This window comes from Aliiroseovarius sp. S253 (assembly GCF_049800855.1).
Lineage (GTDB): Bacteria > Pseudomonadota > Alphaproteobacteria > Rhodobacterales > Rhodobacteraceae > Aliiroseovarius.
The window spans coordinates 34,234-58,157 of record NZ_JBNAFW010000002.1; the positions used below are offsets into that span (position 1 = coordinate 34,234).

Sequence of the window (23,924 nt, forward strand, 5' to 3'; positions counted from 1 at the left end):
AGAAGGAACGACATATGAGCATCGAGACAGTGGGCGTTGTTGGCGCCGGGCAAATGGGCAACGGCATCGCGCATGTTCTGGCCCTTGCCGGATACGAGGTTCGCCTGAATGACATCAGCCAGGACAGTCTGGATGCCGCCATCGCCCGCATCACCAAGAACTTAGAGCGCCAGGTCTCGCGCGATTTGATCTCGGCTCAGGAAAAAGATGATGCGATGGGCCGGATCAGCACCACGCTATCGCTGCCCGATCTTGGCCCAACCGATCTTGTAATCGAAGCTGCAACGGAAAACGAAGCGCTCAAGAAACAGATCTTCGATACGCTTTTGCCGCATTTGGGCGCAGATACAATCCTGACTTCGAACACGTCGTCAATTTCGATCACCCGTCTGGCAAGTGGTACAGATCGCCCGGAACGTTTCATGGGGTTCCACTTCATGAACCCCGTGCCGTTGATGCAACTGGTCGAACTGATCCGCGGTATTGCCACAGATGAACCCACCTATAAGGCCTGTCTGGCAGTGGTGGAAAAGTTGGGCAAAACTGCCGCTAGTGCTGAAGACTACCCCGCTTTTATCGTGAACCGCATCCTGATCCCGATGATCAATGAAGCGTGCTATGCGCTTTTGGAGGGCGTTGGCTCGGTCTCATCCATTGACGCATCTATGAAGCTAGGAGCGAACCACCCGATGGGCCCGCTTGAGCTGGGTGATTTCATCGGCTTGGACACATGTCTTGCGATCATGAACGTCCTACATGACGGGCTGGCGGATACTAAATATCGCCCCTGCCCGCTTTTGGTGAAATATGTCGAGGCCGGATGGGTCGGACGCAAGGCCGGGCGCGGGTTCTACGACTATCGCGGCGAAGTGCCGGTTCCCACGCGCTAATCCCTGAAAGAACAAAAGGCCCCAACGGGGCCTTTTTCATGTCACTTGGATGCTAGCGCCAGCGTATGTGCGCGAAGCCACGTCATGAATCCGCGCGGGTCCGATTGCAGCGTGGACATCTCTTCATCCGTCAGCTCTTTACCTACCACTGGAGCGATCGGGCGATTACAGCTTTTCACAATCTCATGCAAAAGCAGCGCCTGACGCATCGTGGCCGACAGACGGTTGGCGATCTGGTACCAACGCGAGTTCGAACCGGGGAAGAAGATCGGCACGACCCGCGCACCTGAGCGGCGGATCATTTGTGCGGTGAACACGTTCCATTCCCGCTCGATCGCGGGTCCCATCAGGCTGTCAGACGAAGCAACCACACCTGAAGGGAACAGAGTGATCAGACCGCCCTGCTTCAGAAACGCCATGGCTTCGGCCCGCATCTCGACCATTTTTCGCTGCGCTTCAGGATCATGGGGGAAAGGCACCGGGATCATGTAAGACGAGGCAACCTCGTCCAGCCCATCCAGAACCGAGCGCGACAAAATACGATAATCATCCCGACGACGGCCAATCATCTCGGCCAGCACCATACCGTCGGTCAAGCCATGCGGGTGGTTGGCCACCACGACCACGGGTCCTTCGGTGGGGATATTGGCAAGCTGCTCATCCGGGGTCTGCACCTGCACCCCCATTACGTCCAGACACGCCCCCCAGAACGCCTGTCCCTTGGGCGCTCCCCGGCGTTCTAGATTACGCACCATCCGAAGGATCGACAGTTTGCCAGTCATCCATTCGACAGTGCGGATAACTACCCCTTGCAGAGGGTTATTGAACGAATTGGCATAGGTCAGGCTGCGGCGGTCATACTGCTGTGGGGCCGCATCTGTTGGATTGACCTGCGCCATAGTGGTTTCCGCTTCATGCGTCACGTTTCGTTCATCCTTGCCACGTCGCAGCTTTACATGCCTTCGCCGAATTTGTCAGCTACCAGCGCCTCAAGCGCGTTCATCAGCTCGACCGCTTGCGGGCCCGAGGTTTCGACCTGAATGCTTGTCCCCTGCGAGGCCGCAAGCATCAACAGACCCATAATCGAATCTCCGTCCGCGTCCAGCCCATCCTTAGAAACGCGCGCGCGGGCGTCATGGTTTTCGACCGTGTCGACAAACTTTGCCGAGGCCCGCGCATGCAGGCCTTTCACATTGATAATCTCAAGCTCGCGGTTCGTAGTCATGTCGCGTCAGTCCTCGCTCACATCAATGCAGTCAATGTATTTTCGCCCCGCAGCCAGTGCTTTCTGCGTCGACGCTTCGACCGACAGATGACGGGTTTTTGCTAATTTCAGCAACATCGGTAGGTTCGCACCGTATAGGATCTTGCGGTCAGATTTGCAGCAGGCCGGAAGCGACAGATTGGCGGGCGATCCACCGAACATGTCCACCACGATCACCACACCATCGCCCTGATCCACACCATCAGCGGCTGCGGCGATTTCGGCCCGCTTGTTGTCACGATCACATTCTGCTGCCGTCGAAATGGCACGCATACCCGGCTGCTTGCCGACCACATGTTCGACCGCTGCCAGATATTCGTTTGCAAGCCCGCCATGCGCGACGATCACGATACCGATCACGCTAAATCCTCGATGTTGATGCCGCTGCTGTCCCTGCGCGGCGTTCCAATTCCCGATGCCTAATTGACACCTGCCACTCCTTAGTTGCAAGCGCCTTCGCCAAGTTTTCCGCAAGGGCAACCGAGCGGTGCTGACCACCAGTGCAACCAAACCCAATCGAAAGGTGTGCTTTGCCCTCTTCACCGAAGGCTGGGATCAAAAACTCGACCAAATTCTGCACCTGATCAAAGAACTGATCAAAACGCGGATCCTGTGCAACATAGTCAGAAACCTGATCGCTGCGCCCATCCAGCGCACGCAGAGCAGGTTCCCAATGCGGATTGCGCAGGAAACGGGCGTCGAACACCATATCCAACCCGCGCGGCACCCCGCGTTTATAAGAGAAGGAGTGAACCGACACGGCCAGCTCTTCCGCGCCCGACACTGACAGCCAGCGCATGATCTCGTCTTTCAGATCGTGGGGCGACAGGTCAGACGTATCAATCAAAACATCCGCACGGCCCCGGATCGGGACCAACAGCTCGATCTCGCGGGTGATGCCCAAGTCTGGGGTTTCATCCGGAGCAAGCGGGTGGCGGCGGCGGGTTTCGGAATAGCGACGTACCAGTACATCGCGCGAGCAATCCATGTACAAAACCTCGACCTCGAAGCCGGCATCTTCGCGCAGGTCTTCGATTACCTGCAAAAACATCTCGGTCGAGAAATCCCGGTTGCGCACATCCACGCCCAGCGCCAACGGGCGTGTCAGCGCAGGACCGGACAATACGCGGTCGATCAGGGATAGCGGCAGGTTATCGATAACTTCGTACCCGATGTCTTCCAACACGCGGATCGCGGTGGTACGCCCAGCCCCCGAGGGGCCAGTGACCAGCACGATTTTCTGACCGGTTTTGGTTTTACTATCCGTCATTGCCCTTCCTTTAGAACAGGCGACCGCCGCGTATCCGGCGCGTATAACGCAATTCGGACGCGGGCCCTAGTCCTGCCGTCTTATTCTGCGGTCGCGTGGCGTCCGTGACGCAACAAGTTGAATACCGCAATTGCGAAATAGGGTGCGTCGACACGGAACAAGCACTCGATCGCGCAACCGTTAACCTCTGTGAATGCAGGTGAGGCCGGCAAACGCGACATTTCGATTTGCCCCATATCCACCACCAGCTGCAAGCGGGCCTTAGGGCAATGGGGCACATTGATCAGACCGACGCCTCGGGCTTCGATCAATCCCTGCATCTCTGGTGGGGCGATCACGAAGGGGATCTCGTCTTCCATCACGATCTGACTAAGGTCGTCGGCCACAAGCTGTGCACCCAACCCGATCAGTTCCAATGCCAATGCGGATTTGCCCGAACCCGAGGGGCCGCTAATCATCACCGCCGCTTCATCCACTGCCACTGTCGTGGCGTGATACTGGGCGGTGACGGGCGTTTCGTTCATACTGGCAGACCTACGACGAAGCGCGCGCCCAACGGATCAGATGTCAAATCAGCATCGGTGGGCCGGATGTTTTCGGCCCAGATTACGCCGCCATGGGCTTCGACGATCTGTTTCGAGATTGCCAGACCCAAGCCCGAGTTGTTCCCGAACTGGTTCTGCGGGCGTTCGGAATAGAATCGATCAAAGATCTTCCCCAGCGCCTGATCGGGAATACCGGGACCTGTATCTTCGACCACCACCAGCACACGGTTTTCGCGACGACGCGTCCAGACGCGAATGGCATCGCCACTTTCGCAGAAGCTGAGCGCGTTGGTGATCAGGTTCACGAACACTTGCGCCAATCGCGCCTCAAGTCCGCTGATCATGATCGGATTGTTGGGCAAGTCGGTGATGAAATCGACACCCTTATTCTGCGCCTCGCCGCCCAGATAATCTGTCAGGCTGTTCAGCATCCGAAGCAGATCAAACTCTTCTTCGTCTTCACGTACCAGCTCGCTGTCCAAACGCGACGCGTTCGAAATGTCGCTGACCAGACGATCCAGACGACGCGTATCATGCTCGATCACGTCCAAAAGCCGTTCGCGCTGTTCTTCCTTGTTGGCCAGACGCAACGTCCCCACCGCCGAACGCAGACTGGCGAGCGGGTTCTTAATTTCATGGGCCACATCGGCGGCAAACTGTTCGTTGGCGTCAATGCGGTCGTAAAGCGCCGTTACCATACCACGCAGCGCACCGGAAAGACGCCCGATTTCATCCGGGCGACCGGTCAGGTCCGGGATGCGCACCCGTCGCGTTTTAACGTTGCGTGGATCGTTCTCGCCGCTCAGCTCGGCCGCCGTAGCCAGATCTGACAAGGGATTCGCAATGGTCGAGGCCAGCACAAGGCTAAGGCCGATCGAAACCAGAATTGCGATGACAAACATTTGCAGAAGCTGTTCGCGCTCAGCACGGACCAGAAGGTCAAGTTCGCCCGCTGCACTGGTGATCGCAACCACCCCTTTGGGCATTCCATCTCGCAAGATCGGGGTTGCCACCGAAAAGACCGTACCCCCGTTTTGATCAACGCCATTTGCCACCTGCGTGGCCCCCAACATCGCGCGGGAATACAGACTGCGCGCCATGCTTTCCGTATCCAACGGCTGATCCTGCCAACGGCCGGTATTCGCGATGCCCGAAGCGACTTCCCAGACCGAGTTCAGTACATCGGTGATCACAGTCGACCCAACATCGCGCTGAAGCCCGTCGACCGGAGTTGGCTCGTTGCGATCTCGCCCAACCGTTGTGGCCAGAAGCGTTTCCGTTTCATCGAACACGAACACCTCAAGCCCAACGGGCAGGTGCAGGTTCGACAACGTCTTGGCAAAGTTGGATGGTGCCGGGTCCGAAAGATCAGATTCGAGGGTTTCAATCGCCTCTTGCTCGACCTCGGTTTCTCCGATCACCCCATCGGTCGCGTCGGTGAGGGTTTCCTCAACAATGCGGGCAGCCTCTTCAGCCTGTGCCAGCTGCGCCTCGAATACGTCGGCAATCAGTTCAGCTTCAACAACAAGACCGCGTTCGCGTTGAAACAGCAGGCTGTCGCGGAAAGGGTTCAGGTACAGAACGCCCGCGACCAGCATCACCAAACCCAGAAGGTTGAAGGTGATGATCTTGCGGGCAAGCGGCGAACGGTTGATCGAAATCAGACCACGCTCAGACCGCTTGTCTTGCAACATCGAGTCAAACTCGTCTTCCGAGGGCATCCAATCTTCCCCAGAGACGACATCACCTTCGGACGTTTTTTTTCGGGCCTTCAAGCGCTTCTGCTTCCTGCCTGACGCAACCAACATCTGCGTCATTCTTCGTTATAGCGGTATCCGATACCATAAAGCGTTTCGATGGCCGAGAAATCTGAATCGGCCGTGCGCATCTTCTTGCGAAGGCGTTTGATGTGACTGTCGATGGTCCGGTCATCTACATAGACCTGATCATCATAGGCGACATCCATCAGCTGATCGCGGCTTTTCACGAAACCCGGGCGCTGGGCCAATGCCTGCAGCAACAGAAACTCGGTCACGGTCAGGGACACATCCCGACCCTTCCATGTCACGGCATGTCGCAGGGGATCCATACGAAGCTCGCCCCGCTCCAACACGCGCGCTTCTTCGACATCTCCGGCGTCGTCACTTGCGATCACCTCTTGCCGACGCAGAAGCGCACGGATGCGTTCGACCAAAAGGCGCTGACTGAAGGGCTTGGTGACATAATCATCGGCACCCATACGCAGTCCGAGCACCTCGTCGATTTCATCGTCCTTCGAAGTCAGAAAAATAACAGGCAGCGTCGAGGTCTTCTGCCGCACCCGCTGCAGCAGGTCCATCCCGTCCATGCGGGGCATTTTGATGTCAAAGACGGCAAGGTCTGGCAGGCGCTTGGAAAAAGCATCCAACGCGCTTTGGCCGTCATTATAGGTCTCTACTTCGAACCCTTCGGCTTCAAGCGTAATAGACACTGAAGTCAGGATGTTTCTATCGTCGTCAACCAAGGCAATCCTGGACATTGGGCTTCCTCGCACTGCTCGTGCCACAATTAATCTTATACTCTGATTTATATATTCTCGCGTTCTCTGCGGCGAATCAACTGAGAATTACGATTCGGGGCCGAGCCGCGCAGCTTTCTTACGTCGCCGCTCGGAAATCAACGCGAATGTATCTGGCGTTTATTTCGCATACGAAACTTTTTGATTGCGCAAACACAGACTTGCTTGCGCTAACGCGACAATGCGTACTGTTCCATCAGAAAGCAGTCGTGCTATAGGCCGGTCACCGGCCCTCGTTCACATGAGGGTTGGCGTGCGGGGGTTTCTCTGCGCTCTCATGTGAAACAGATACGTCGGGGACAACAGACGGACCGGCGACAGGAGCAAATAAATGACCACTGGACGGGTAAACCCAGCGCGCCGCTTGGAAGATCAAGGCATCTCCGGGCTGGGAAATGTCTATTACAACCTGATGGAGCCAGCTCTGATCGAAGCCGCACTGGGCCGCGGCGAGGGCAAGCTTGGACAAGGCGGGACCTTCCTGGTCGAGACCGGCAAGCACACGGGCCGTTCTCCCAAGGACAAATTTGTCGTCAAGACCCCCAGCGTCGAGCCGCATATCTGGTGGGAAAACAACCCGCCGATGGATCCGGCCAAATTCGACGTCCTGTACGAGGACATGCTGGAGCACATGAAGGGCAAGGACTATTACGTTCAGGACCTTTTCGGTGGCGCCGACCCGGCACACCGCTTGGATGTGCGCGTGGTTTCGGAACTGGCATGGCACAACCTGTTCATCCGTCACCTGCTGCGCCGCCCCGACCGCGACGAGCTGGACGAGTTTGAACCCGAGTTCACCATCATCAACTGCCCGACCTTCTTGGCCGATGCCAAGCGTCACGGCTGCCGTTCGGAAACGGTGATCGCGCTGAACTTCGAGCGTAAGCTGATCCTGATTGGCGGCACCGAATACGCGGGTGAGAACAAGAAGTCGGTCTTCACGCTGCTGAACTACATGCTGCCCGAAAAAGGCATCATGCCGATGCACTGCTCGGCCAACCACGCCACTGGCAACCCAGTCGACACCGCCATCTTCTTTGGCCTGTCGGGCACTGGTAAGACCACCCTGTCGGCAGATCCCGAGCGCACGCTGATCGGCGATGACGAGCACGGCTGGTCGGACACCGGCACCTTCAACTTCGAAGGTGGCTGCTATGCCAAGACGATCAACCTGTCGGCCGAAGCCGAGCCTGAAATCTACGCCACGACCCAGAAGTTCGCGACTGTGATCGAGAACATGGTCTATGACGAAGAGACCAAAGAGCTGGACTTTGAAGATGACAGCCTGACGGCCAACATGCGTTGTGCCTATCCGCTGCACTACATTGCCAATGCCTCGGACACGGCCATCGGCGGTCATCCCAAGAACATCATCATGCTGACCTGTGATGCATTTGGTGTCCTGCCTCCGATCGCGCGTCTGACGCCGGCGCAAGCCATGTATCACTTCCTGTCGGGCTTCACTTCTAAAGTGGCTGGCACCGAAAAAGGCGTGACCGAGCCCGAGCCCACATTCTCGACCTGCTTTGGTGCGCCCTTCATGCCGCGCCGCCCGGCCGAGTATGGCGCACTGCTGCGTGACAAGATCGCCAAGCACGGCGCAACCTGCTGGCTGGTGAACACCGGCTGGACCGGTGGTGCTTACGGCACCGGCTCGCGTATGCCGATCCGTGCCACCCGCGCCCTGCTGACCGCCGCTCTGGACGGGTCGCTGGCCGAAGCCAAGTTCCGCAAGGACGAAAACTTTGGTTTTGAGGTTCCGGTTAAAGTGGAAGGCGTTGCCGACCTGCTTCTGGATCCGCGCCGCACCTGGCAGGACGCTGCTGCCTATGATGCGCAGGCTGCCAAACTGGTGAAAATGTTCTCGGACAACTTCGTTCAGTACGAAGGCGACATTGATGACGACGTGAAAGCCGTCGCCATCGGCTAAGCCGCACAATAAATTCTGATAAACGCCTCGGTTCATCGCCGGGGCGTTTTCTTTTGCGCTGACGCCCCGTGAACTTACGTAAAGTCATGCTTTACGTGCGCGTAAACCTTGCGCTTGCATGGGCGCATGACCCAGACTGTCACCATAGATGGCCCCGCCCCGCTGACTGGCACTTTCTTCGCCGCGGACGCCCCGCGCGCTGTTGCGGTTCTGAATGGCGCAACAGGGGTACCGCACCGCTTCTATCGCCATTTCGCAGCGTGGTTGGCCGAGACACAGAACGTCTCGTGCCTGATCTATGACTACCGCGACTTCGCGACTTCAGCCCGCGGTCACGTAAAAAAGGTCACTGCCACAATGTTGGATTGGGGTCTGCACGACACCCAAGCCGCCCGAGACTGGGTCTCGGCCCGCGCAGAGGGATTGCCGATCTGGGTGATGGGGCATTCTCTGGGTGGGCTGCTTCTGGCCCGGCACAAGCGCACTAACGAGATTGCGCGCGTGATCACCGTCTGCTCGGGACCAGTGCACACGACGGATCACCCTTGGCCCTATCAAGCGATGGTGCGTGCGCTGTGGTTCGGCGTCGGGCCAATATCAGTTGCGACCTTCGGCTATGTGCCCGCGCGACTCTCTGGTCTTGGGACAGATATCCCCGGCCCAGTGTTCAAACAGTGGAAGCGTTGGTGCACTACTCACGGGTTCTTTGCAGCCGATGCCTCTGTGCCTGCTGCGCCAGAGGCCGCGTTGACCTGCCCGATCCGGATGGTGTCGCTGTCGGATGATCAATCCGTTCCACCCAACGCTGTAGCCCGTCTGGCCGATCTATACCCCGGCAGCCCAACCCAGCATGTCGTCCTAAATCCCAACGACTTCGGCCTTACCAAAGTGGGTCACACCGATGCTTTCCGCCGCCAAAATGCGGCGCTCTGGCCTGCGTTGATCGCCTAGCCCATGATCCCGCGCCGGATCAGGTTCAACCCCGCAACAGTCAATACAATAAGTGTCGCGCGTTTGAAGGTCTTCTGCGGCATCCGATCATGCAAGCGATAGCCCAAAGCCATTCCCAGAAACGCTGGGATCAGCAGGATCGCGGATAATGGCGCGGTGTGAGCGTTGAACACCCCAGACTGCAAATGCGCGCCCACCAGCACCATTGCTCCAAACCCATAGACAACCCCCTGCGCCAGCATCTGCTCGGACTTCGGAGTGTTTGTTGCGGTTAGATAGGCCACGAACGGTGGCCCCCACACGCCCGAGATGCCACCAACCAGTCCAGAGATCGTCGAGATAATGCTTTCATCTCGTACACGGTTTTCTGGCCGGAGCGTCGGCACCCAACCGCGCAATTGCATCAAGCAAAACAACACAATGGGCACACCGATCAAGATGAAGAACACGCGCTGAGGCAGAAACAACACCATCTGCGCGCTGATGATTAGGGTGACGAACAGACCCATCAAGAAGACGCGAAACTTCTTCACAACCTCCCATGCCGCGCGCGTGCCCTGCCGCAGCGCCTGCCGCACATTGGTGCTGGCGGTCGGCAGGATCAGCGCGGCCAAGGCGATCTCGGCTGGCAATACGGTGGCAAGGCCCGAGATCATGATCAGCGGAAGCCCAAAGCCCACCGCGCCTTTCACGAAGCCTGCAAACAGCGTGATTGCGACGGCAAAACCAAGCGTCGACAGGGTCAGATCTGCTAGAATTCCCATGCGCATCCTCCACTTAATGTCCCTTCTATCGGAATTAAATTGTCGCGGCACGAAAAACCCCATTGCGTTATATATGTTCGCACCAGAGGTTTCTGGCGTATTTTTATTGCGCTGCACCTGCAAAAGGATTATCTCTCTGCAGACGCGAAATAAGCAGCCGAATCCCGGCCGTATGTGACAGGAGTTTCCCATGACCAGCGCCCTGATCGACAACCTTCTTGACCTGACCGGCGCGGCCCTTGCCCCGGTCGAAGCAACCTTTGACGCCGCCAAGGAAAACGTCCGCGCGCTGGTGTCGGAAGGCGACCGCGTTTCGGGCGCCAAGCTGGAAGAGCACCAAGCCGCAGCGCACGCTCTGTCTTGGCTGGCAACTTACGCCGAAAGCCTGCGCCAGATGAACGCTTGGGCCACGCGCCTGACCGGTGAAGGTCGGTTCGGCGAGATGGAAAAGCTGATCCTTCAGATCGCATTCGGAGAATACCTCGCCCAGATGAAGGGCGGCATGATGATGAGCCAGAACGAAATGGCGCGTCTGGCAGACATGGGTGTTGATGGTGCTGCTCTGGATACAGATGCAATCAATGCACTGATCGCAAACGGCAACAACCAAGCTGCCCGCACGCGCTTGGTCGAACTGATGCAAGACAATGCAGGCCACGCCACTTTCGGCGCCACCGGTCTGGATGAAGAGCTGGAAATGATCCGCGAGCAGTTCCGCCGTTACGCGGATGAACGCGTCGTCCCGAATGCCCATGAGTGGCACCTGAAGGACGAATACATCCCTCTGGAAATTCTGGAAGAGCTGGCCGAGATGGGCGTTTTTGGCCTGACCATCCCCGAGGAATACGGCGGGCTGGGCTTGTCGAAAGCGTCGATGGTTGTTGTCTCGGAAGAATTGTCGCGTGGTTATATTGGTGTGGGATCGTTGGGCACCCGCTCGGAAATCGCGGCCGAACTGGTCGAGGCCGGCGGCACCGAGGAACAAAAGCAACACTGGCTGCCCAAGCTGGCCAGCGCAGAAATCCTGCCGACCGCCGTGTTCACCGAACCCAACACCGGCTCGGACCTTGGATCGCTGCGTACCCGTGCGGTGAAGAACGCTGACGGTGACTATGAAGTGACCGGCAACAAGACCTGGATCACCCACGCCGCGCGGACCCACGTGATGACGCTGCTGGCACGCACTGACCCGGACAGCAAAGACCACCGCGGTCTGTCGATGTTCCTGGCCGAGAAGACCCCCGGCGACGACGAAAACCCGTTCCCGACCGAAGGCATGACTGGCGGCGAGATCGAGGTGCTGGGCTATCGCGGTATGAAGGAATTCGAGCTGGGCTTTGACGGTTTCAAAGTTAAGGGCGAAAACCTGCTAGGCGGCGAAGAAGGTCAGGGCTTCAAACAGCTGATGAAAACCTTCGAAGCGGCCCGCATTCAAACCGCCGCCCGCGCCATCGGTGTGGCGCAGAACGCGCTGGAAATCGGCATGCAATATGCAGAGGATCGCAAGCAGTTCGGCAAGTCGCTGATCAACTTCCCCCGCGTGGCCAACAAGCTGGCCATGATGGCGGTTGAGATCATGGTCGCGCGCCAGCTGACCTATTTCTCGGCCTGGGAGAAAGACCACGGCCATCGCTGTGACCTTGAAGCCGGTATGGCCAAGCTGTTGGGCGCACGTATTGCCTGGGCCTGTGCAGACAATGCGCTGCAGATCCATGGCGGCAACGGTTTTGCGCTGGAATATCAGATCAGCCGCGTGCTCTGCGACGCCCGTATCCTGAACATCTTTGAAGGTGCCGCCGAGATCCAAGCACAGGTCATCGCACGCCGCCTTCTGGGTTAACACAAATGACACGTGTGGGGCGGCGAGGTATATCAGCCCGCCCCATACGATTACGTATGGTTCTCGATCAAGTTAGAGACAACATACGGTTACGTATGGAGGTCTGCCAATGACGAACCAACGACAACGACTTCGCAAAGATGACTGGATAACCGAAGGGTTGAACGCCCTTTCGCTGCATGGCCACACTCGCCTGAAGGCCGAACCGCTTTCACGGCAAATGAAGACAACAAAAGGGTCTTTTTATTGGCATTTCAAGGACCTGCAGGATTTCCACACTTCGGTCCTTACACGATGGAAAGAGCTATCATTATCTGCCTTAGCGGATCAATCGCAGTCCGAAGCGACACCCGTCGCACGTCTGACGATCTTTGCGGAAAGCCTATCGCATCCCCAAGCCCCATTGCCTGCGGGTATCGACACTCCGGTGCGTGCATGGGCGCATGACCACCATACGGCAACGGATGTTGTGGCATCTGTCGATCAAGCGCGCGAGCAATTTCTGGCCGGGATACTGCGTGACCTCGACCTGCCCAACCCAGATTTTGTGCATATCGTACACAGCGCGCTGATCGGATTTGGCACGCTTTCGACAAACAACCGCTCGGCAAACCAAGATACCATCAGCACACTGCTAGCCGCCCTTCTGGCCCTGCGGGATGCCTAGGCTGGAAATTCGCGCAGCAATCACCACATGAATCAAATGAAACCACTTCTTTGGATCACACTAGGGGCTGCTTTGATGACAGCTGGCTGCAAAGACGAAACCATTTCCGGCTATGCCGACACTGATGCAAGCTGGGAATTGATCGAGCTGGACGGAACATTGTTCCCTGCAAAGGCCACGATCAGCTTCCCTGAAAAAGGCCGAATCTCAGGACAAGCCCCGTGCAACAGCTATTTTGGCACCCAATCCGCACCCTATCCTTGGTTTGAGACTGGTCCGATAGCCGCCACTAAACGTGCCTGCCCCGATCTTCCTGCGGAAGGTGCCTTTTTCAATGCGCTAGAACAGATGAGCATCGCAGAAGTTTCCGGCAACACGCTGATCCTGTCCAACGAGGACGGGCGACAGATGATCTTTAAGGCCGCCCCGCGCTGACTGCATCTCGCTTGAGCCGATCCAAAAACCGCGCCCGCGCCTCGGGTAGAGGCTTGTCACCAAGCGCGTGCGCAATGCCATGGGTCAGGAAATGCCCAGTGGTCACCAAACCGTCCAACACATTGGCTAGTGACCCATCGCCTACGCCCAGAAGTTCGGGTGGCAAAGGCAAAAGTCGATCCGCCCACTCCCCAGCCCCTTCGGCTGACACCGCACGCCCCGTCTTGGGCGAGACATAAGCCAGATCTTCCCGTGATCCCGTCGCTGCACATTCACTCAGGTCCAGGCCAAAGCCCAGCTCCTCTAGCAATGCGAGTTCCCATTTTAGATAGGCCGTCGGCCACGCCTCGTTGACACCAAGTAGGTCCAGCATGGACTGCGTACGGTCATACAATACTGGATGGGGTTCACGTTCAGGAAGGGCATAGGCCAACAACGCGGTGATCGCATTCAGCCCTGCCAAAGCTGTGCGATCCGACAGGACCAACGCACGGCTTCGCAACGGTTCGACTGTGTAGCTACCGATATGTTCTTCCAATCGGGCGCGCCACGTGACGTCCAGCTGTGCGCCGGGTTGCAGGGTCGGGGCGATCTTACGGCTGACACCCCCGCGCACGACGCCCGCATGGCGTCCGTGTTCGGCTGTGAAAACATCAATGATGACAGAGGTTTCGCCATGCTTACGCACGGACAACAACGCCCCTTGATCCCGCCAATCCATTGCGACCCTCCTGCACGCAGCCTAGCCGGGCACGCGTCAGTCTGAAAGCCCCGGTTCGTCCAGAAGATGGCGGCCTTGTTTGTCCTCGACCTCGATCACCCACAGGTCAGGATCAAAGCCCTTCTGGCGCTGAAGCGCTGCGTCCACATCAGCTTCCACACCTTCGGACAGAACCACCCAGCAGCGATCTCCTGTCATCAGGTCAAAACTACGTTGATAGGCCACCGCCTGCCCGTCCAGTGTGTTCATTTTGACCAGAACGGCCCCAGCGGTCGCATCGCCCTTTTGCGTCACGAAAGCCGGAATATCAGACAACCGAAGCCGTGTAAGATAGGCCGATACCCAGACATCCGCCGTCAGGCGCATCACTTATTCCCGTCGCGGAAATCGAGCCCCATTTCCGAGTAACGCTCTTTTTCCTCAAGCCAATTCGGACGGACTTTGACCTGCAAAAACAGGTGGATTTTGCGGCCCATGAACTCTTCCAGTTCGGCGCGAGCGGATTGGCTGACGGCCTTGATCGTCTCGCCGCGTTTGCCAAGGATGATGCCTTTGTGGCCGTCACGGGCGACATAGATGATCTGATCCACACGGGCGGACCCATCTTTGCGCTCTTCCCAATTTTCGGTCTCGACCGTCAGCTGATAGGGCAATTCCTGATGCAAACGCAGGGTCAGTTTTTCGCGGGTCATCTCGGCCGCGATCATGCGCATGGGCAGATCAGCGATCTGATCTTCAGGGTACAGCCACGGACCTTCCGGCAGACGATCCGCCAACCACTTGCGCAGATCCTTCACGCCGTGGCCTTTCTCGGCCGAGATCATGAAGGTTTCAGCAAAATCATAACGCTCGTTTAGTTCTTTGGTCAGGGCCAGAAGCACTTCTGATTGCACGCGGTCGATCTTATTGATCGCCAGAGCAACCGTACGGCCCTGCCCGATCTCTCCCAGACCTTCCAGAATGCGCTCGACACCTTTGGTCACGCCCCGATGCGCCTCGACCAGCAGAACGATCACATCGGCGTCGGACGCCCCGCCCCAGGCCGCTGCGACCATGGCGCGGTCCAAACGGCGGCGCGGCTGGAACAGGCCCGGCGTGTCCACAAACACGATCTGCGCGTCACCTTCGATGGCCACACCACGAATGCGTGCGCGAGTCGTCTGCACCTTGTGCGTCACGATCGAGACCTTGGCCCCCACCATACGGTTCGTCAGCGTCGACTTGCCTGCATTGGGTTCGCCAATCAGGGCCACAAAGCCCGCGCGTGTGTTCGCATCCGACATCTTTTATCCTTCAACCTGCGCCAAAAGCGCTTTGGCCGCGGCTTGTTCGGCGGCCCGTTTCGAGTTGGCTTTCGCCTGCACTGCGCGCCCATCGGGCAATTGCACCTCGATGGTGAAGACCGGGGCGTGATCCGGGCCTTCGCGGCTTGTTTCGACATATTTCGGCACGGCCATCTTACGCGCCTGCGCCCATTCTTGCAGAGCTGTTTTTGCGTCGCGGGCGTCGGCCTCGACCTTATGGATGCGGTCGCCCCACAGGCGGATGATCATATCACGCGCCGGATCCAGCCCGCCATCCAGATAGACGGCAGCGATCACCGCCTCCATCGCGTCGCCCAGAAGCGCCAGTTTGCGACGCCCCCCGGTCTTCATCTCGGACCGGCCCAGCTTCAGGACCTCGCCCAGTTCAATCTGCTTGGCCACATCGGCGCAGGTTTCTTTGCGCACCAAAGCATTATAGCGCGGCGCCAGCGTGCCTTCGGGCGCGTTGGGGTCGTCTGCCAATAGCTTTTCAGACATCACCAGACCGAGCACCCGGTCGCCCAGAAACTCTAGCCGCTGATTGTCAGGACGCGTGGCTGACGAAATCGACCCATGCGTCAGCGCGCGGATCAGCAGGTCGGGCTTCGAAAACTCGTACCCAATGCGCGCCGTGAAGGCGATGAGATCAGCAGACAACTTCACTCGATTTCCTTGAAGAAACGATCCGAGCGCCACGTCCAGAAATAGAACAAGCGTTTGCCAGCAGCCGAGAACATGATGCGGTCGGCGCGGCCCAGAAGGTATTCAGCAGGCACGAAACCTACGCCGCCGGCATTCGGGCTGACACGGCTGTCGATCGAGTTGTCGCGGTTGTCGCCCATGAAGAAATAGTGTCCCTCAGGCACGGTGAAGACATTGGTGTTGTCGACGCTGCGCTTGGCGAAATTCAGGATCGAGTGGGACACGCCGCCGGGCAGCGTCTCGATGAACTTTTCCTTCAGGCACTCACCGCCCTCACCGACCGGACGGTTGATACATTGCGGGATGGTACGGAAGCGGCCCTGCGGCAGCTTGATTTCCGAGAACATCCCGGCAGATTCCTGCTTGGCCTCTTCGCCGTTGATCCAAAGAACGCTGTTCTTCACCTGAATCTTATCACCCGGCAGACCGACCAGACGTTTCACATAGTCGGTGCCAAGGGTCGGGTGACGGAAGACGACGACGTCCCCACGCTCGGGCTCCGAGCCAAGGATACGTCCCGAGATCGGGCAGCTTGAGAACGGGCAAGAGTGCTTGGAATAGCCATAGGCCATCTTGTTCACGAACAGAAAGTCACCGATCAGCAACGTGTCTTTCATCGACCCGGTGGGGATCCAGAAGGGCTGAAAGAACAGGGTGCGGAAGATCCCGGCGATAATCAGCGCCCAGAAGATCGTTTTAACGTTCTCCCACAAGCCATCTTTCTGCTTTTCGGTCATGTATCTGCCTTTTGTCTGTCAGGCCACAATGGACCGAAATCTATTGGGGGCGATATGGGCGGACGGGGGGCAGGAGTCAAGTTTCACCCCCGGTTTCGGCGACTTTGGCTGGGGATTTAGACGGGACGCGCCTCAATCACCACAAATGCCTGCGCCCAAGGGTGATCATCTGTCAGCGTGACGTGGATCACGGCCTTATGCCCAGCAGGGGTCAGTTCGTCCAAACGGTCCTTAGCCCAGCCGGTAACCTCCATCACCGGCTGGCCCGTTCGCAGGTTCGACACGGCCATGTCGCGCCAGCTGATCCCCATGGCAAGACCGGTGCCAAGCGCCTTCGAGCACGCCTCTTTCGCGGCCCAGCGCTTGGCCAGCGTCCCCGCTTCATCTTTGCGGCGTGTAGCCTTGGCCAGTTCTCGTTCGGTGAAAACACGGGCACGGAAACGATCCCCGAAACGATCCAGCGTACCTTGGATGCGCTCGATATTCGCAAGATCGGTGCCGATGCCAAGGATCATTTGGTGGCCTTTTTGTCCAAGGCTTTGCGCTGGTTCTTGTATCCCATGGCTAGGAAAGATCGATTTACCAGAAGGGTAAGCCCCATGATCCCCGCAAATACCAACACCCAAGTCATCATAGAGATCGACGAAAACATCTCGCGCATCGGAGGCATCAGAACAAGAAGCCCTGCCAGCACAGCCACGGTGATGACACCGACGACCGAAGTAGCAAGCGACGCAGCGGACCAAATTTCGGTTTTCTCATACGGCCCCAACCCGGCATCTGCACGCTTCTGACCTTCGATCATGGCGGCCATCATTGGCGGCAGAACGACAGACAATCCCGACGGCAATGAAAATGCGAACAGCCTCTCCAGCAACAAGCTCAGGATCATCAGTCCGATCATGCTCAGGATATAAACGCCGGCATACCGCTTCCAGTTCAACGCACCATTCATCCGCGGGCCTCATCCATCAAGCGACGCATCTTAGCGATAGCGTCGGGCATGCCACGAAAGATCGACTCGCCGATCAGGAAATGGCCGATGTTCAGTTCGACCACCTCGGGCATGGCGGCGATCGGGGTGACGGTGTCATAGGTCAGGCCGTGCCCCGCATGCACCTCAAGCCCCAGTGAATGCGCAAAAGCCGCGCCGTCGCGTAGGCGTTCCAGTTCGGCGTCGCGCTTGTCGAACGCGCCTTCCGCATGGAAATCGCAATAGGCCCCGGTGTGGAGTTCGACCACCGCAGCACCAATCCGGGCCGAAGCTTTGATCTGGTCGGCATCCGCATCGATGAACATCGACACGCGGCATCCTGCATCCCGCAAGGGCAGGATATAGTCGCCCAGACGGTTGTCATTGCGCGCCACATCCAGACCGCCCTCGGTTGTCAGCTCCTCGCGCTTTTCCGGCACCAAACAGACTGCATGAGGTTTGTGGCGCAGGGCAATCGCCTGCATTTCCTCGGTCGCGGCGCACTCAAAATTCAGGGGCGTCGTCAGAGCAGCCATCAACCCGTCAATGTCTTCATCCCGGATATGGCGGCGGTCTTCGCGCAGATGTGCGGTGATGCCATCGGCCCCAGCCTCTTCAGCCAGTTTCGCCGCCCGTACCGGATCAGGATAAGCCGACCCACGCGCATTGCGCACCGTCGCCACGTGGTCAATGTTCACGCCAAGCCGAAGCTTGCCTGCGGTCTGTGTCATGTTCGCGCTCCTGCACCGGTTCCGTTTGAGAAAGTGTTACTCGTTTTTGTCGGGGCCGCCACCCTCGGAAAATCGCTCAGCCATACGTTTTTGATAGCGCGTCTTCAGCTTGTTAATCCGGCGGCGCTGATAAGCATGGATCAGTGGGTTCGCCAGCACATAGGCCGCGATGCCTGCAATGATGCCAGGGATCAGACAGCCCACAAGATAGGGCAGGAACACACGATCATAGAACCGGTTGATCTTCGACCAGTCCGCAACCTTGTCTGTGAAGATCGACTTCAGGTTCGACCAAATATCGTTGGTAGCCGAAGCAAAACTAGCAACAATTTCAGGAAGGTGGACGGTCACATCTTGGCCCAGCATGGCATGCCCCAGATTGACCGAAAGCTCGGCGATCAGGGGGAAGGTCAGTGGGTTACCCACAAACGTCGCCAAAAGCGAGGCTAAGACGTTGCCGCGCATGAGCCAGGACAGAATGGCGGCCGTCAGGAAATGCAGGCCGTAAAAAGGCGTAAACGACGCAAACACCCCTGCCGCAATCCCGCGCGAGATCCGGTGGGCCGGATCTGGCAGGCGCCGCAAGCGGTGCGCGACGTACTGCGCGGCACGATACCATCCGCCACGCGGATAAAAGAATTCCGCTACGATTCGCAGATACGATCGCGGATTTCGTTTAAACACGTGCGTTTCCTTCCGCCTGCTCGGCCAGGTTAGTTATGGTTTGCGGCTCAGATCCCGATGTCGATGTACCGCCGCCACGTCGCTGTCGGCCTCAAGCGCCAGCATTATGGTATGTAAATGCTCAATATCCCGCAGCTGAACATCCACAATCAAACGATAAAAATCCGGTTTCCGGTCCAAGAACCTCAGATCCGAGATATTGGCCTTCTGTTCGCCGATCAAGGTGCAGATGCGCCCCAATACGCCTGCGTCGTTGGAAATCGTCAAATCAATGCTGACCACGTGGATGGCGGGGTGCTTGCCTGAATGCCAATGCAGGTCCACCCAGCGCGAGCCGTCATCATCCAATTCCGCCAATGCATCACAGTCGATCGTGTGCACCATCACGCCCTTGCCACGATAGGAAATCCCGACAATTCGCTCGCCCGGCACCGGCTGACAACATTGGGCGGGGGCGAAGTCCTGCCCGGCCTCCAGCCCGATTACAGTCGCTTCGACCTCGACTTCGTCGCCACCTTTGCCAGCTTCGGGATAAAGAGTACCCACCACGTCACGCGCCTGAAGCTCGGCCGAGCCGAGGCGGGCCAAAAGCTCGTCCGTGTCTTTTAAGCGCAACTGTTTTGCTGCGGTCGACAAAGCCTTGTCGCTGACCTTGCGCCCGACATGCTCGAAGGCAAGGCGCGCAAGTTCTCGTCCTAGACGCACATAGCGTTCGCGATCATCGCTGCGCAGCTTCTTGCGGATGGCGGCCTTGGCGCGCCCAGTTACCACGATGTCGATCCATGTGGCCTGCGGGCTTTGACCTTCTGCAGTCATAATTTCGACCGACTGGCCGTTCTTGACCCGTGTCCAAAGCGGCACCCGAATACCGTCGACCTTGGCGCCTACACAGCTGTCTCCAATCCGCGTGTGGATGGCGTAGGCGAAATCCAATGGTGTGGCGCCGCGAGGCAGCTTGACCACCTCGCCTTTCGGCGTGAAGCAGAACACTTGGTCCTGATACATCTCAAGCTTAACATGCTCGAGGAATTCATCGTGGTCATCCGCGGTCTCGAACCGTTCCGTGAGCGATGCAATCCACTTGGCTGGGTCAACCGCGAACGGGTTTTCAACCCGAATCCCGTCGCGATACGACCAGTGCGCCGCCACGCCGGTTTCCGCCACCTCATGCATCTCGCGCGAGCGGATCTGAACCTCGACCCGTTTGCCATCGCGACCCGACACCGTGGTGTGGATCGAGCGATAGCCGTTCGATTTCGGCTGGCTGATGTAATCCTTGAAGCGCCCTGGCACCGCGCGCCAGCGCTGGTGGATCGCTCCCAGTACCCGATAGCAGTCCGTGTCGCTATCCGTAATCACCCGGAAACCATAGGTATCTGACAGGCGCGAAAAGCTTTGACCCTTCTCTTCCATCTTGCGCCAGATGGAATAGGGCTTCTTTGCGCGACCAAACACCTTAGCTTCGATGCCAGCCTTATCAAGCTCCAAGCGGATGTCGCCAGTGATCTTCTCGATCACATCGCCGCTTTCCTTTTGAAGACGCAAGAACCGCCGCATGATCGAGTTTCGCCCCTCGGGGTTCAACACATGAAAGGCCAGATCTTCCAGCTCTTCCCGCATCCACTGCATACCCATACGACCAGCCAAAGGCGCATAGATATCCATTGTCTCGCGAGATTTCTGGATCTGCTTGTCCGGGCGCATCGCTTTGATCGTGCGCATGTTGTGCAGACGGTCGGCAAGTTTGACCAAGATGACCCGCATGTCCTTGGACATGGCCATGAACAGTTTGCGAAAGTTTTCTGCCTGCTTTGTTTCGGACGAAGACAGCTGAAGATTGGTCAGCTTAGTGACACCGTCCACCAGCTCGGCAATCTCTTTGCCGAACAGCTCGGACACCTCACCGTAAGTAGAACCAGTATCCTCGATCGTGTCGTGGAGGAATGCGGTAACGATAGTGGCATCGTCCAGCTGCATATCTGCCAGAATATCGGCCACGGCATAGGGATGCATGTAGTAGGGATCGCCCGAATGGCGATACTGCCCAAAATGCATTTGGCCGCCATATTCATAGGCGGCCATAAGCAGGTCCGAATTGGACTTTGGATTGTACGTCGAAATGCGTTCGATCAGACCGTCGATATCGAGATCAACAAGCTCGTCTTTCCAGCTCGTCACTCGTGACGCCTCCGTTCGCTTCCGATCAGCCTTGGCCTTGCGCTTCCATCAGCGCGCGCAACAGCTTTTCTTCCGACATGTCGTCGTCAGCAGGCTTGTCTGCGGCTTCGGCACCCATGAGCAGCGCCATGCTGTCTTCTTCGGGCTCGTCCACCTCGATCTGAGTCTGGTGGTCTTCGATCATGCGCTCGCGCAGCTCGTCCGCCGTCTGAGTTTCGTCTGCAATCTCGCGCAGAGCCACAACGGGGTTCTTGTCGTTGTCGCGATCAACAGTGATCTCGGCACCTGCCGAAATTTCACGCGCACGATGCGATGCCAGCATAACCAGATCAAACCGGTTCGGCACCTTATCCACGCAATCTTCAACCGTCACACGGGCCATGTCAGTTCCATTCCTTGCAAGGGGATGTGAAAGGCCTATTTATGCGTCCGGGCTGGCGTTGACAAGCACAAACCCCCCATTTCAGCCCATTTCAAAGAGCGAAACTTCGCTTTTTTGGCCCTCAGACAACGCCTCTGCCATCTCTTTGATGGTTTTCCCCAGAACTGGATGTCGCCAATCGGGTGCCACGTCAGCCAGAGGAATCAGCGCAAACCCCCGGTCCTGAAGCCGTGGATGGGGCAGGATCAGCTGATCCGGTGCTTCTTTCATCTGCCGTTCCAGCGGTAGGTTCATCCAGTGCAGAAACGTGTCGCGATCCGGTGACACGCAGCCCCCATAGGCAATCAGGTCAATGTCCAATGACCGTTGCGCCCAGCGCGATGGCCGCTCGCGACCGAAGGCATCTTCAACTTGGTGCAGCATCGTCAAAAGATCCGCGGCAGATTCATCCACCCATAGTTGTGCCGCTACGTTAATAAAATCCGGCCCAGCCCCTGCTGGAAAGCAAGCTGTGCTATAATACGGACTTATGGAGGTGATTCTTAAACCCCGTTCAGAAAGACAATTCAGCGCGTCGCGCACAAGTTTAGCAGAATCTTCTAATTCAAAAGTGACGTTGCTTCCCAGCAAAACTAGTGCTTTTGTATAGGTTCTCTGGTAATTTTTGGCTTGCAGCACAGCGCGCGTTCCCTAGATTGCGATGGGTGTTTTCTTCGTTAAGTGATTTTTATCCTACCACTCACGGAATTGCTCGGCGAAGACAATTGGAAAGGAATAATTAATGTTCTATCGCGACGAGCGACTCGCACTCTTTATCGATGGCTCAAACCTTTATGCAGCGGCTAAGTCGCTTGGGTTCGACATCGATTACAAGCTGCTCAGACAAGAATTCATGCGCCGTGGCAAACTGCTGCGTGCATTCTACTATACTGCCCTGCTTGAGAACGATGAATACTCACCCATTCGTCCTCTGGTTGATTGGCTGCACTATAACGGCTTCTCGATGGTGACGAAGCCCGCCAAGGAATACACCGATTCCATGGGGCGCCGGAAAGTCAAAGGCAACATGGACATCGAACTGACCGTTGATGCGCTTGAGCTGGCCGACCATATCGACCACGCTGTTCTGTTCTCGGGCGACGGCGATTTCCGTCCGCTCGTGGCCGCGCTTCAGCGTAAAGGCGTGCGTGTGTCGGTCGTCTCGACGATCCGCAGCCAGCCACCGATGATCGCGGACGAACTTCGCCGCCAGGCCGACAATTTCATCGAACTGGAAGAGCTGAAAGACGTGATCGGCCGCCCTCCACGTGAGTTTGACGGTCCTGAAGACCGCGAATGATCTGAATAGACAGGCCGGGGCAAACGCTCCGGCCTGTTTCCTTTGGGGTGCGGCTCTGGACGACCCGCGTGAAAACCCTTACCTCTGACCCAGATCGGAGGACGCCATGACCAAACCCGCCCTGACCCTTTATCTTGCTGCCCCCAACGGTTTTTGTGCCGGTGTGGATCGCGCTATCAAGATCGTCGAAATGGCGATCGAGAAATGGGGTGCGCCGATCTATGTCCGCCATGAAATCGTGCACAACAAATTCGTTGTGGACGGGCTGCGTGCAAAAGGTGCGGTGTTTGTCGAAGAACTGGACGAATGCCCTAATGATCGCCCGGTAATTTTCTCGGCGCATGGTGTTGCGAAATCCGTCCCCGCCGAAGCCTCGCGTCGCGAGATGGTCTATGTTGATGCCACCTGCCCTCTTGTCTCGAAAGTCCATATCGAGGCCGAACGTCACCACGACAACGGTCTTCAGATGGTCATGATCGGCCATGAAGGTCACCCTGAGACGGTCGGCACGATGGGCCAACTACCCGACGGGGAAGTTCTGCTGGTCGAAACCGCCGAGGATGTCGCCACGCTGGAACCCCGCGACCCAGAGCAGTTGGCCTATATCACCCAGACCACCCTGTCTGTGGACGACACCGCTGGAATTGTCGCTGCGCTGCGCGACCGTTTCCCAGCCATTGTCGGCCCGCACAAGGAAGACATCTGTTACGCCACCACCAACCGCCAGCACGCGGTTAAAGCCATCGCGCCGCAATCGGACGCAGTTATGGTGATCGGCGCGCCCAACAGCTCGAACTCGCGCCGTTTGGTTGAGGTCGCGCGCGCCAATGGCTGCGACTATTCCATGTTGGTGCAGCGCGCATCCGAGATCGACTGGCGCTCGCTTGAAGGAATCCGTACGGTCGGGCTGACAGCCGGCGCATCCGCCCCGCAAGTTCTGGTGGACGAGGTGATCGACGCCTTTCGCGACCGCTATGACGTGACCGTCGAGATGGTCGAAACCGCGCAGGAAAACATCGAGTTCAAAGTCCCGCGCGTGCTGCGTGTGCCTGCCTGACCC

The 23,924-nt window shown here is 57.7% G+C and carries 28 protein-coding genes; 8 read left to right on the top strand and 20 right to left on the bottom strand.

What is annotated here, in order from left to right; all coding sequences use genetic code 11:
• Positions 1-14 precede the first annotated feature (14 nt).
• Positions 15-890: a 3-hydroxybutyryl-CoA dehydrogenase gene (locus ACP15F_RS11615; protein ID WP_424940999.1), complete on the top strand. Its 876-nt coding sequence runs from the start codon at positions 15-17 to the stop codon at positions 888-890.
• A 41-nt stretch (positions 891-931) separates the two neighbouring features.
• Here ACP15F_RS11615 and ACP15F_RS11620 read toward each other — a convergent pair whose 3' ends face one another.
• The 7 genes from ACP15F_RS11620 to ACP15F_RS11650 form a co-directional block, all read right to left on the bottom strand.
• Positions 932-1,789 carry a lysophospholipid acyltransferase family protein gene (locus ACP15F_RS11620; RefSeq protein ID WP_424941621.1) on the bottom strand — a complete coding sequence of 286 codons (858 nt, stop codon included), beginning with the start codon at positions 1,787-1,789 and terminating at the stop codon, positions 932-934.
• 53 nt (positions 1,790-1,842) lie between these two features.
• Positions 1,843-2,115: an HPr family phosphocarrier protein gene (locus ACP15F_RS11625; protein ID WP_424941000.1), complete on the bottom strand. Its 273-nt coding sequence runs from the start codon at positions 2,113-2,115 to the stop codon at positions 1,843-1,845.
• A 6-nt stretch (positions 2,116-2,121) separates the two neighbouring features.
• The gene (locus ACP15F_RS11630) at positions 2,122-2,514 is read right to left on the bottom strand and encodes a PTS sugar transporter subunit IIA (protein ID WP_424941001.1); all 393 of its coding nucleotides are present in this window, start codon (positions 2,512-2,514) and stop codon (positions 2,122-2,124) included.
• 1 nt (position 2,515) lies between these two features.
• Complete coding sequence (rapZ, locus tag ACP15F_RS11635; protein ID WP_424941002.1) at positions 2,516-3,424, bottom strand: RNase adapter RapZ; 909 nt, start codon at positions 3,422-3,424, stop codon at positions 2,516-2,518.
• An 80-nt stretch (positions 3,425-3,504) separates the two neighbouring features.
• Entirely contained in the window at positions 3,505-3,948 is a 444-nt protein-coding gene (locus tag ACP15F_RS11640; protein WP_424941003.1) for an HPr kinase/phosphorylase, read from the bottom strand.
• Positions 3,945-5,690: a sensor N-terminal transmembrane domain-containing protein gene (locus ACP15F_RS11645; protein WP_424941622.1), complete on the bottom strand. Its 1,746-nt coding sequence runs from the start codon at positions 5,688-5,690 to the stop codon at positions 3,945-3,947. The genes ACP15F_RS11640 and ACP15F_RS11645 overlap by 4 nt, the downstream gene beginning before the upstream one ends.
• 92 nt (positions 5,691-5,782) lie before the next feature.
• Positions 5,783-6,487: a response regulator transcription factor gene (locus ACP15F_RS11650; protein WP_424941004.1), complete on the bottom strand. Its 705-nt coding sequence runs from the start codon at positions 6,485-6,487 to the stop codon at positions 5,783-5,785.
• A 370-nt stretch (positions 6,488-6,857) separates the two neighbouring features.
• Between ACP15F_RS11650 and ACP15F_RS11655 the strand changes: the two genes are divergently transcribed.
• Both ACP15F_RS11655 and ACP15F_RS11660 read left to right on the top strand, forming a co-directional pair.
• On the top strand, positions 6,858-8,456 hold the full coding sequence (locus ACP15F_RS11655; RefSeq protein ID WP_424941005.1) for a phosphoenolpyruvate carboxykinase: 1,599 nt from the start codon (positions 6,858-6,860) through the stop codon (positions 8,454-8,456).
• A gap of 126 nt (positions 8,457-8,582) precedes the next feature.
• Positions 8,583-9,407 carry an alpha/beta fold hydrolase gene (locus tag ACP15F_RS11660; protein ID WP_424941006.1) on the top strand — a complete coding sequence of 275 codons (825 nt, stop codon included), beginning with the start codon at positions 8,583-8,585 and terminating at the stop codon, positions 9,405-9,407.
• Here the strand turns inward: ACP15F_RS11660 and ACP15F_RS11665 are convergent.
• Positions 9,404-10,171, bottom strand: a complete 768-nt coding sequence (locus ACP15F_RS11665; RefSeq protein WP_424941007.1) for a sulfite exporter TauE/SafE family protein — start codon at positions 10,169-10,171, stop codon at positions 9,404-9,406. The genes ACP15F_RS11660 and ACP15F_RS11665 overlap by 4 nt on opposite strands.
• Before the next feature lie 190 nt (positions 10,172-10,361).
• On the opposite strand from ACP15F_RS11665, the gene ACP15F_RS11670 reads away from it, so the two are divergent.
• The 3 genes from ACP15F_RS11670 (at position 10,362) to ACP15F_RS11680 (ending at position 13,113) form a co-directional block, all read left to right on the top strand.
• Positions 10,362-12,011 carry an acyl-CoA dehydrogenase family protein gene (locus tag ACP15F_RS11670; protein ID WP_424941008.1) on the top strand — a complete coding sequence of 550 codons (1,650 nt, stop codon included), beginning with the start codon at positions 10,362-10,364 and terminating at the stop codon, positions 12,009-12,011.
• Between the two features lie 109 nt (positions 12,012-12,120).
• The gene (locus ACP15F_RS11675) at positions 12,121-12,678 is read left to right on the top strand and encodes a TetR/AcrR family transcriptional regulator (protein WP_424941009.1); all 558 of its coding nucleotides are present in this window, start codon (positions 12,121-12,123) and stop codon (positions 12,676-12,678) included.
• A gap of 36 nt (positions 12,679-12,714) precedes the next feature.
• Positions 12,715-13,113: an META domain-containing protein gene (locus ACP15F_RS11680; protein ID WP_424941010.1), complete on the top strand. Its 399-nt coding sequence runs from the start codon at positions 12,715-12,717 to the stop codon at positions 13,111-13,113.
• On the opposite strand, the gene recO is transcribed toward ACP15F_RS11680, so the two are convergent.
• From recO to folK, 12 genes are all read right to left on the bottom strand, one after another.
• A complete protein-coding gene (recO, locus tag ACP15F_RS11685; RefSeq protein ID WP_424941011.1) occupies positions 13,094-13,834 on the bottom strand; it encodes a DNA repair protein RecO in 741 nt (246 codons plus the stop codon). The two genes, ACP15F_RS11680 and recO, sit on opposite strands and share 20 nt — an antisense overlap.
• Before the next feature lie 36 nt (positions 13,835-13,870).
• Positions 13,871-14,200: a DUF1491 family protein gene (locus ACP15F_RS11690; protein ID WP_424941012.1), complete on the bottom strand. Its 330-nt coding sequence runs from the start codon at positions 14,198-14,200 to the stop codon at positions 13,871-13,873.
• The gene (era, locus tag ACP15F_RS11695) at positions 14,200-15,117 is read right to left on the bottom strand and encodes a GTPase Era (RefSeq protein ID WP_424941013.1); all 918 of its coding nucleotides are present in this window, start codon (positions 15,115-15,117) and stop codon (positions 14,200-14,202) included. The genes ACP15F_RS11690 and era overlap by 1 nt, the downstream gene beginning before the upstream one ends.
• A 3-nt stretch (positions 15,118-15,120) precedes the next feature.
• Positions 15,121-15,801 carry a ribonuclease III gene (gene rnc, locus ACP15F_RS11700; RefSeq protein WP_424941014.1) on the bottom strand — a complete coding sequence of 227 codons (681 nt, stop codon included), beginning with the start codon at positions 15,799-15,801 and terminating at the stop codon, positions 15,121-15,123.
• The gene (lepB, locus tag ACP15F_RS11705) at positions 15,798-16,577 is read right to left on the bottom strand and encodes a signal peptidase I (RefSeq protein WP_424941015.1); all 780 of its coding nucleotides are present in this window, start codon (positions 16,575-16,577) and stop codon (positions 15,798-15,800) included. Before lepB ends, rnc begins: the two co-directional genes overlap by 4 nt.
• Before the next feature lie 116 nt (positions 16,578-16,693).
• Positions 16,694-17,092, bottom strand: coding sequence for a holo-ACP synthase (gene acpS / locus ACP15F_RS11710; RefSeq protein ID WP_424941016.1), 399 nt, complete (start codon positions 17,090-17,092; stop codon positions 16,694-16,696).
• Positions 17,089-17,532 carry an ABZJ_00895 family protein gene (locus tag ACP15F_RS11715; protein ID WP_424941017.1) on the bottom strand — a complete coding sequence of 148 codons (444 nt, stop codon included), beginning with the start codon at positions 17,530-17,532 and terminating at the stop codon, positions 17,089-17,091. Before ACP15F_RS11715 ends, acpS begins: the two co-directional genes overlap by 4 nt.
• Positions 17,529-18,281 (bottom strand): pyridoxine 5'-phosphate synthase, encoded by a 753-nt coding sequence (locus ACP15F_RS11720; RefSeq protein ID WP_424941018.1) that lies wholly within the window; start codon positions 18,279-18,281, stop codon positions 17,529-17,531. The genes ACP15F_RS11715 and ACP15F_RS11720 overlap by 4 nt, the downstream gene beginning before the upstream one ends.
• Positions 18,282-18,317: 36 nt before the next feature.
• Positions 18,318-18,965 (bottom strand): DUF2062 domain-containing protein, encoded by a 648-nt coding sequence (locus ACP15F_RS11725; RefSeq protein ID WP_424941019.1) that lies wholly within the window; start codon positions 18,963-18,965, stop codon positions 18,318-18,320.
• Positions 18,966-18,998: 33 nt separating this feature from the next.
• Positions 18,999-21,107: a RelA/SpoT family protein gene (locus tag ACP15F_RS11730; RefSeq protein ID WP_424941623.1), complete on the bottom strand. Its 2,109-nt coding sequence runs from the start codon at positions 21,105-21,107 to the stop codon at positions 18,999-19,001.
• A 61-nt stretch (positions 21,108-21,168) separates the two neighbouring features.
• On the bottom strand, positions 21,169-21,525 hold the full coding sequence (rpoZ, locus tag ACP15F_RS11735) for a DNA-directed RNA polymerase subunit omega (protein ID WP_163040754.1): 357 nt from the start codon (positions 21,523-21,525) through the stop codon (positions 21,169-21,171).
• Positions 21,526-21,606: 81 nt separating this feature from the next.
• Positions 21,607-22,203 carry a 2-amino-4-hydroxy-6-hydroxymethyldihydropteridine diphosphokinase gene (gene folK / locus ACP15F_RS11740; protein WP_424941020.1) on the bottom strand — a complete coding sequence of 199 codons (597 nt, stop codon included), beginning with the start codon at positions 22,201-22,203 and terminating at the stop codon, positions 21,607-21,609.
• A 103-nt stretch (positions 22,204-22,306) separates the two neighbouring features.
• On the opposite strand from folK, the gene ACP15F_RS11745 reads away from it, so the two are divergent.
• On the top strand, positions 22,307-22,864 hold the full coding sequence (locus ACP15F_RS11745) for an NYN domain-containing protein (protein WP_424941021.1): 558 nt from the start codon (positions 22,307-22,309) through the stop codon (positions 22,862-22,864).
• A 106-nt stretch (positions 22,865-22,970) separates the two neighbouring features.
• Positions 22,971-23,921, top strand: coding sequence for a 4-hydroxy-3-methylbut-2-enyl diphosphate reductase (gene ispH, locus ACP15F_RS11750; RefSeq protein WP_424941022.1), 951 nt, complete (start codon positions 22,971-22,973; stop codon positions 23,919-23,921).
• The last annotated feature ends 3 nt before the right edge of the window (positions 23,922-23,924 follow it).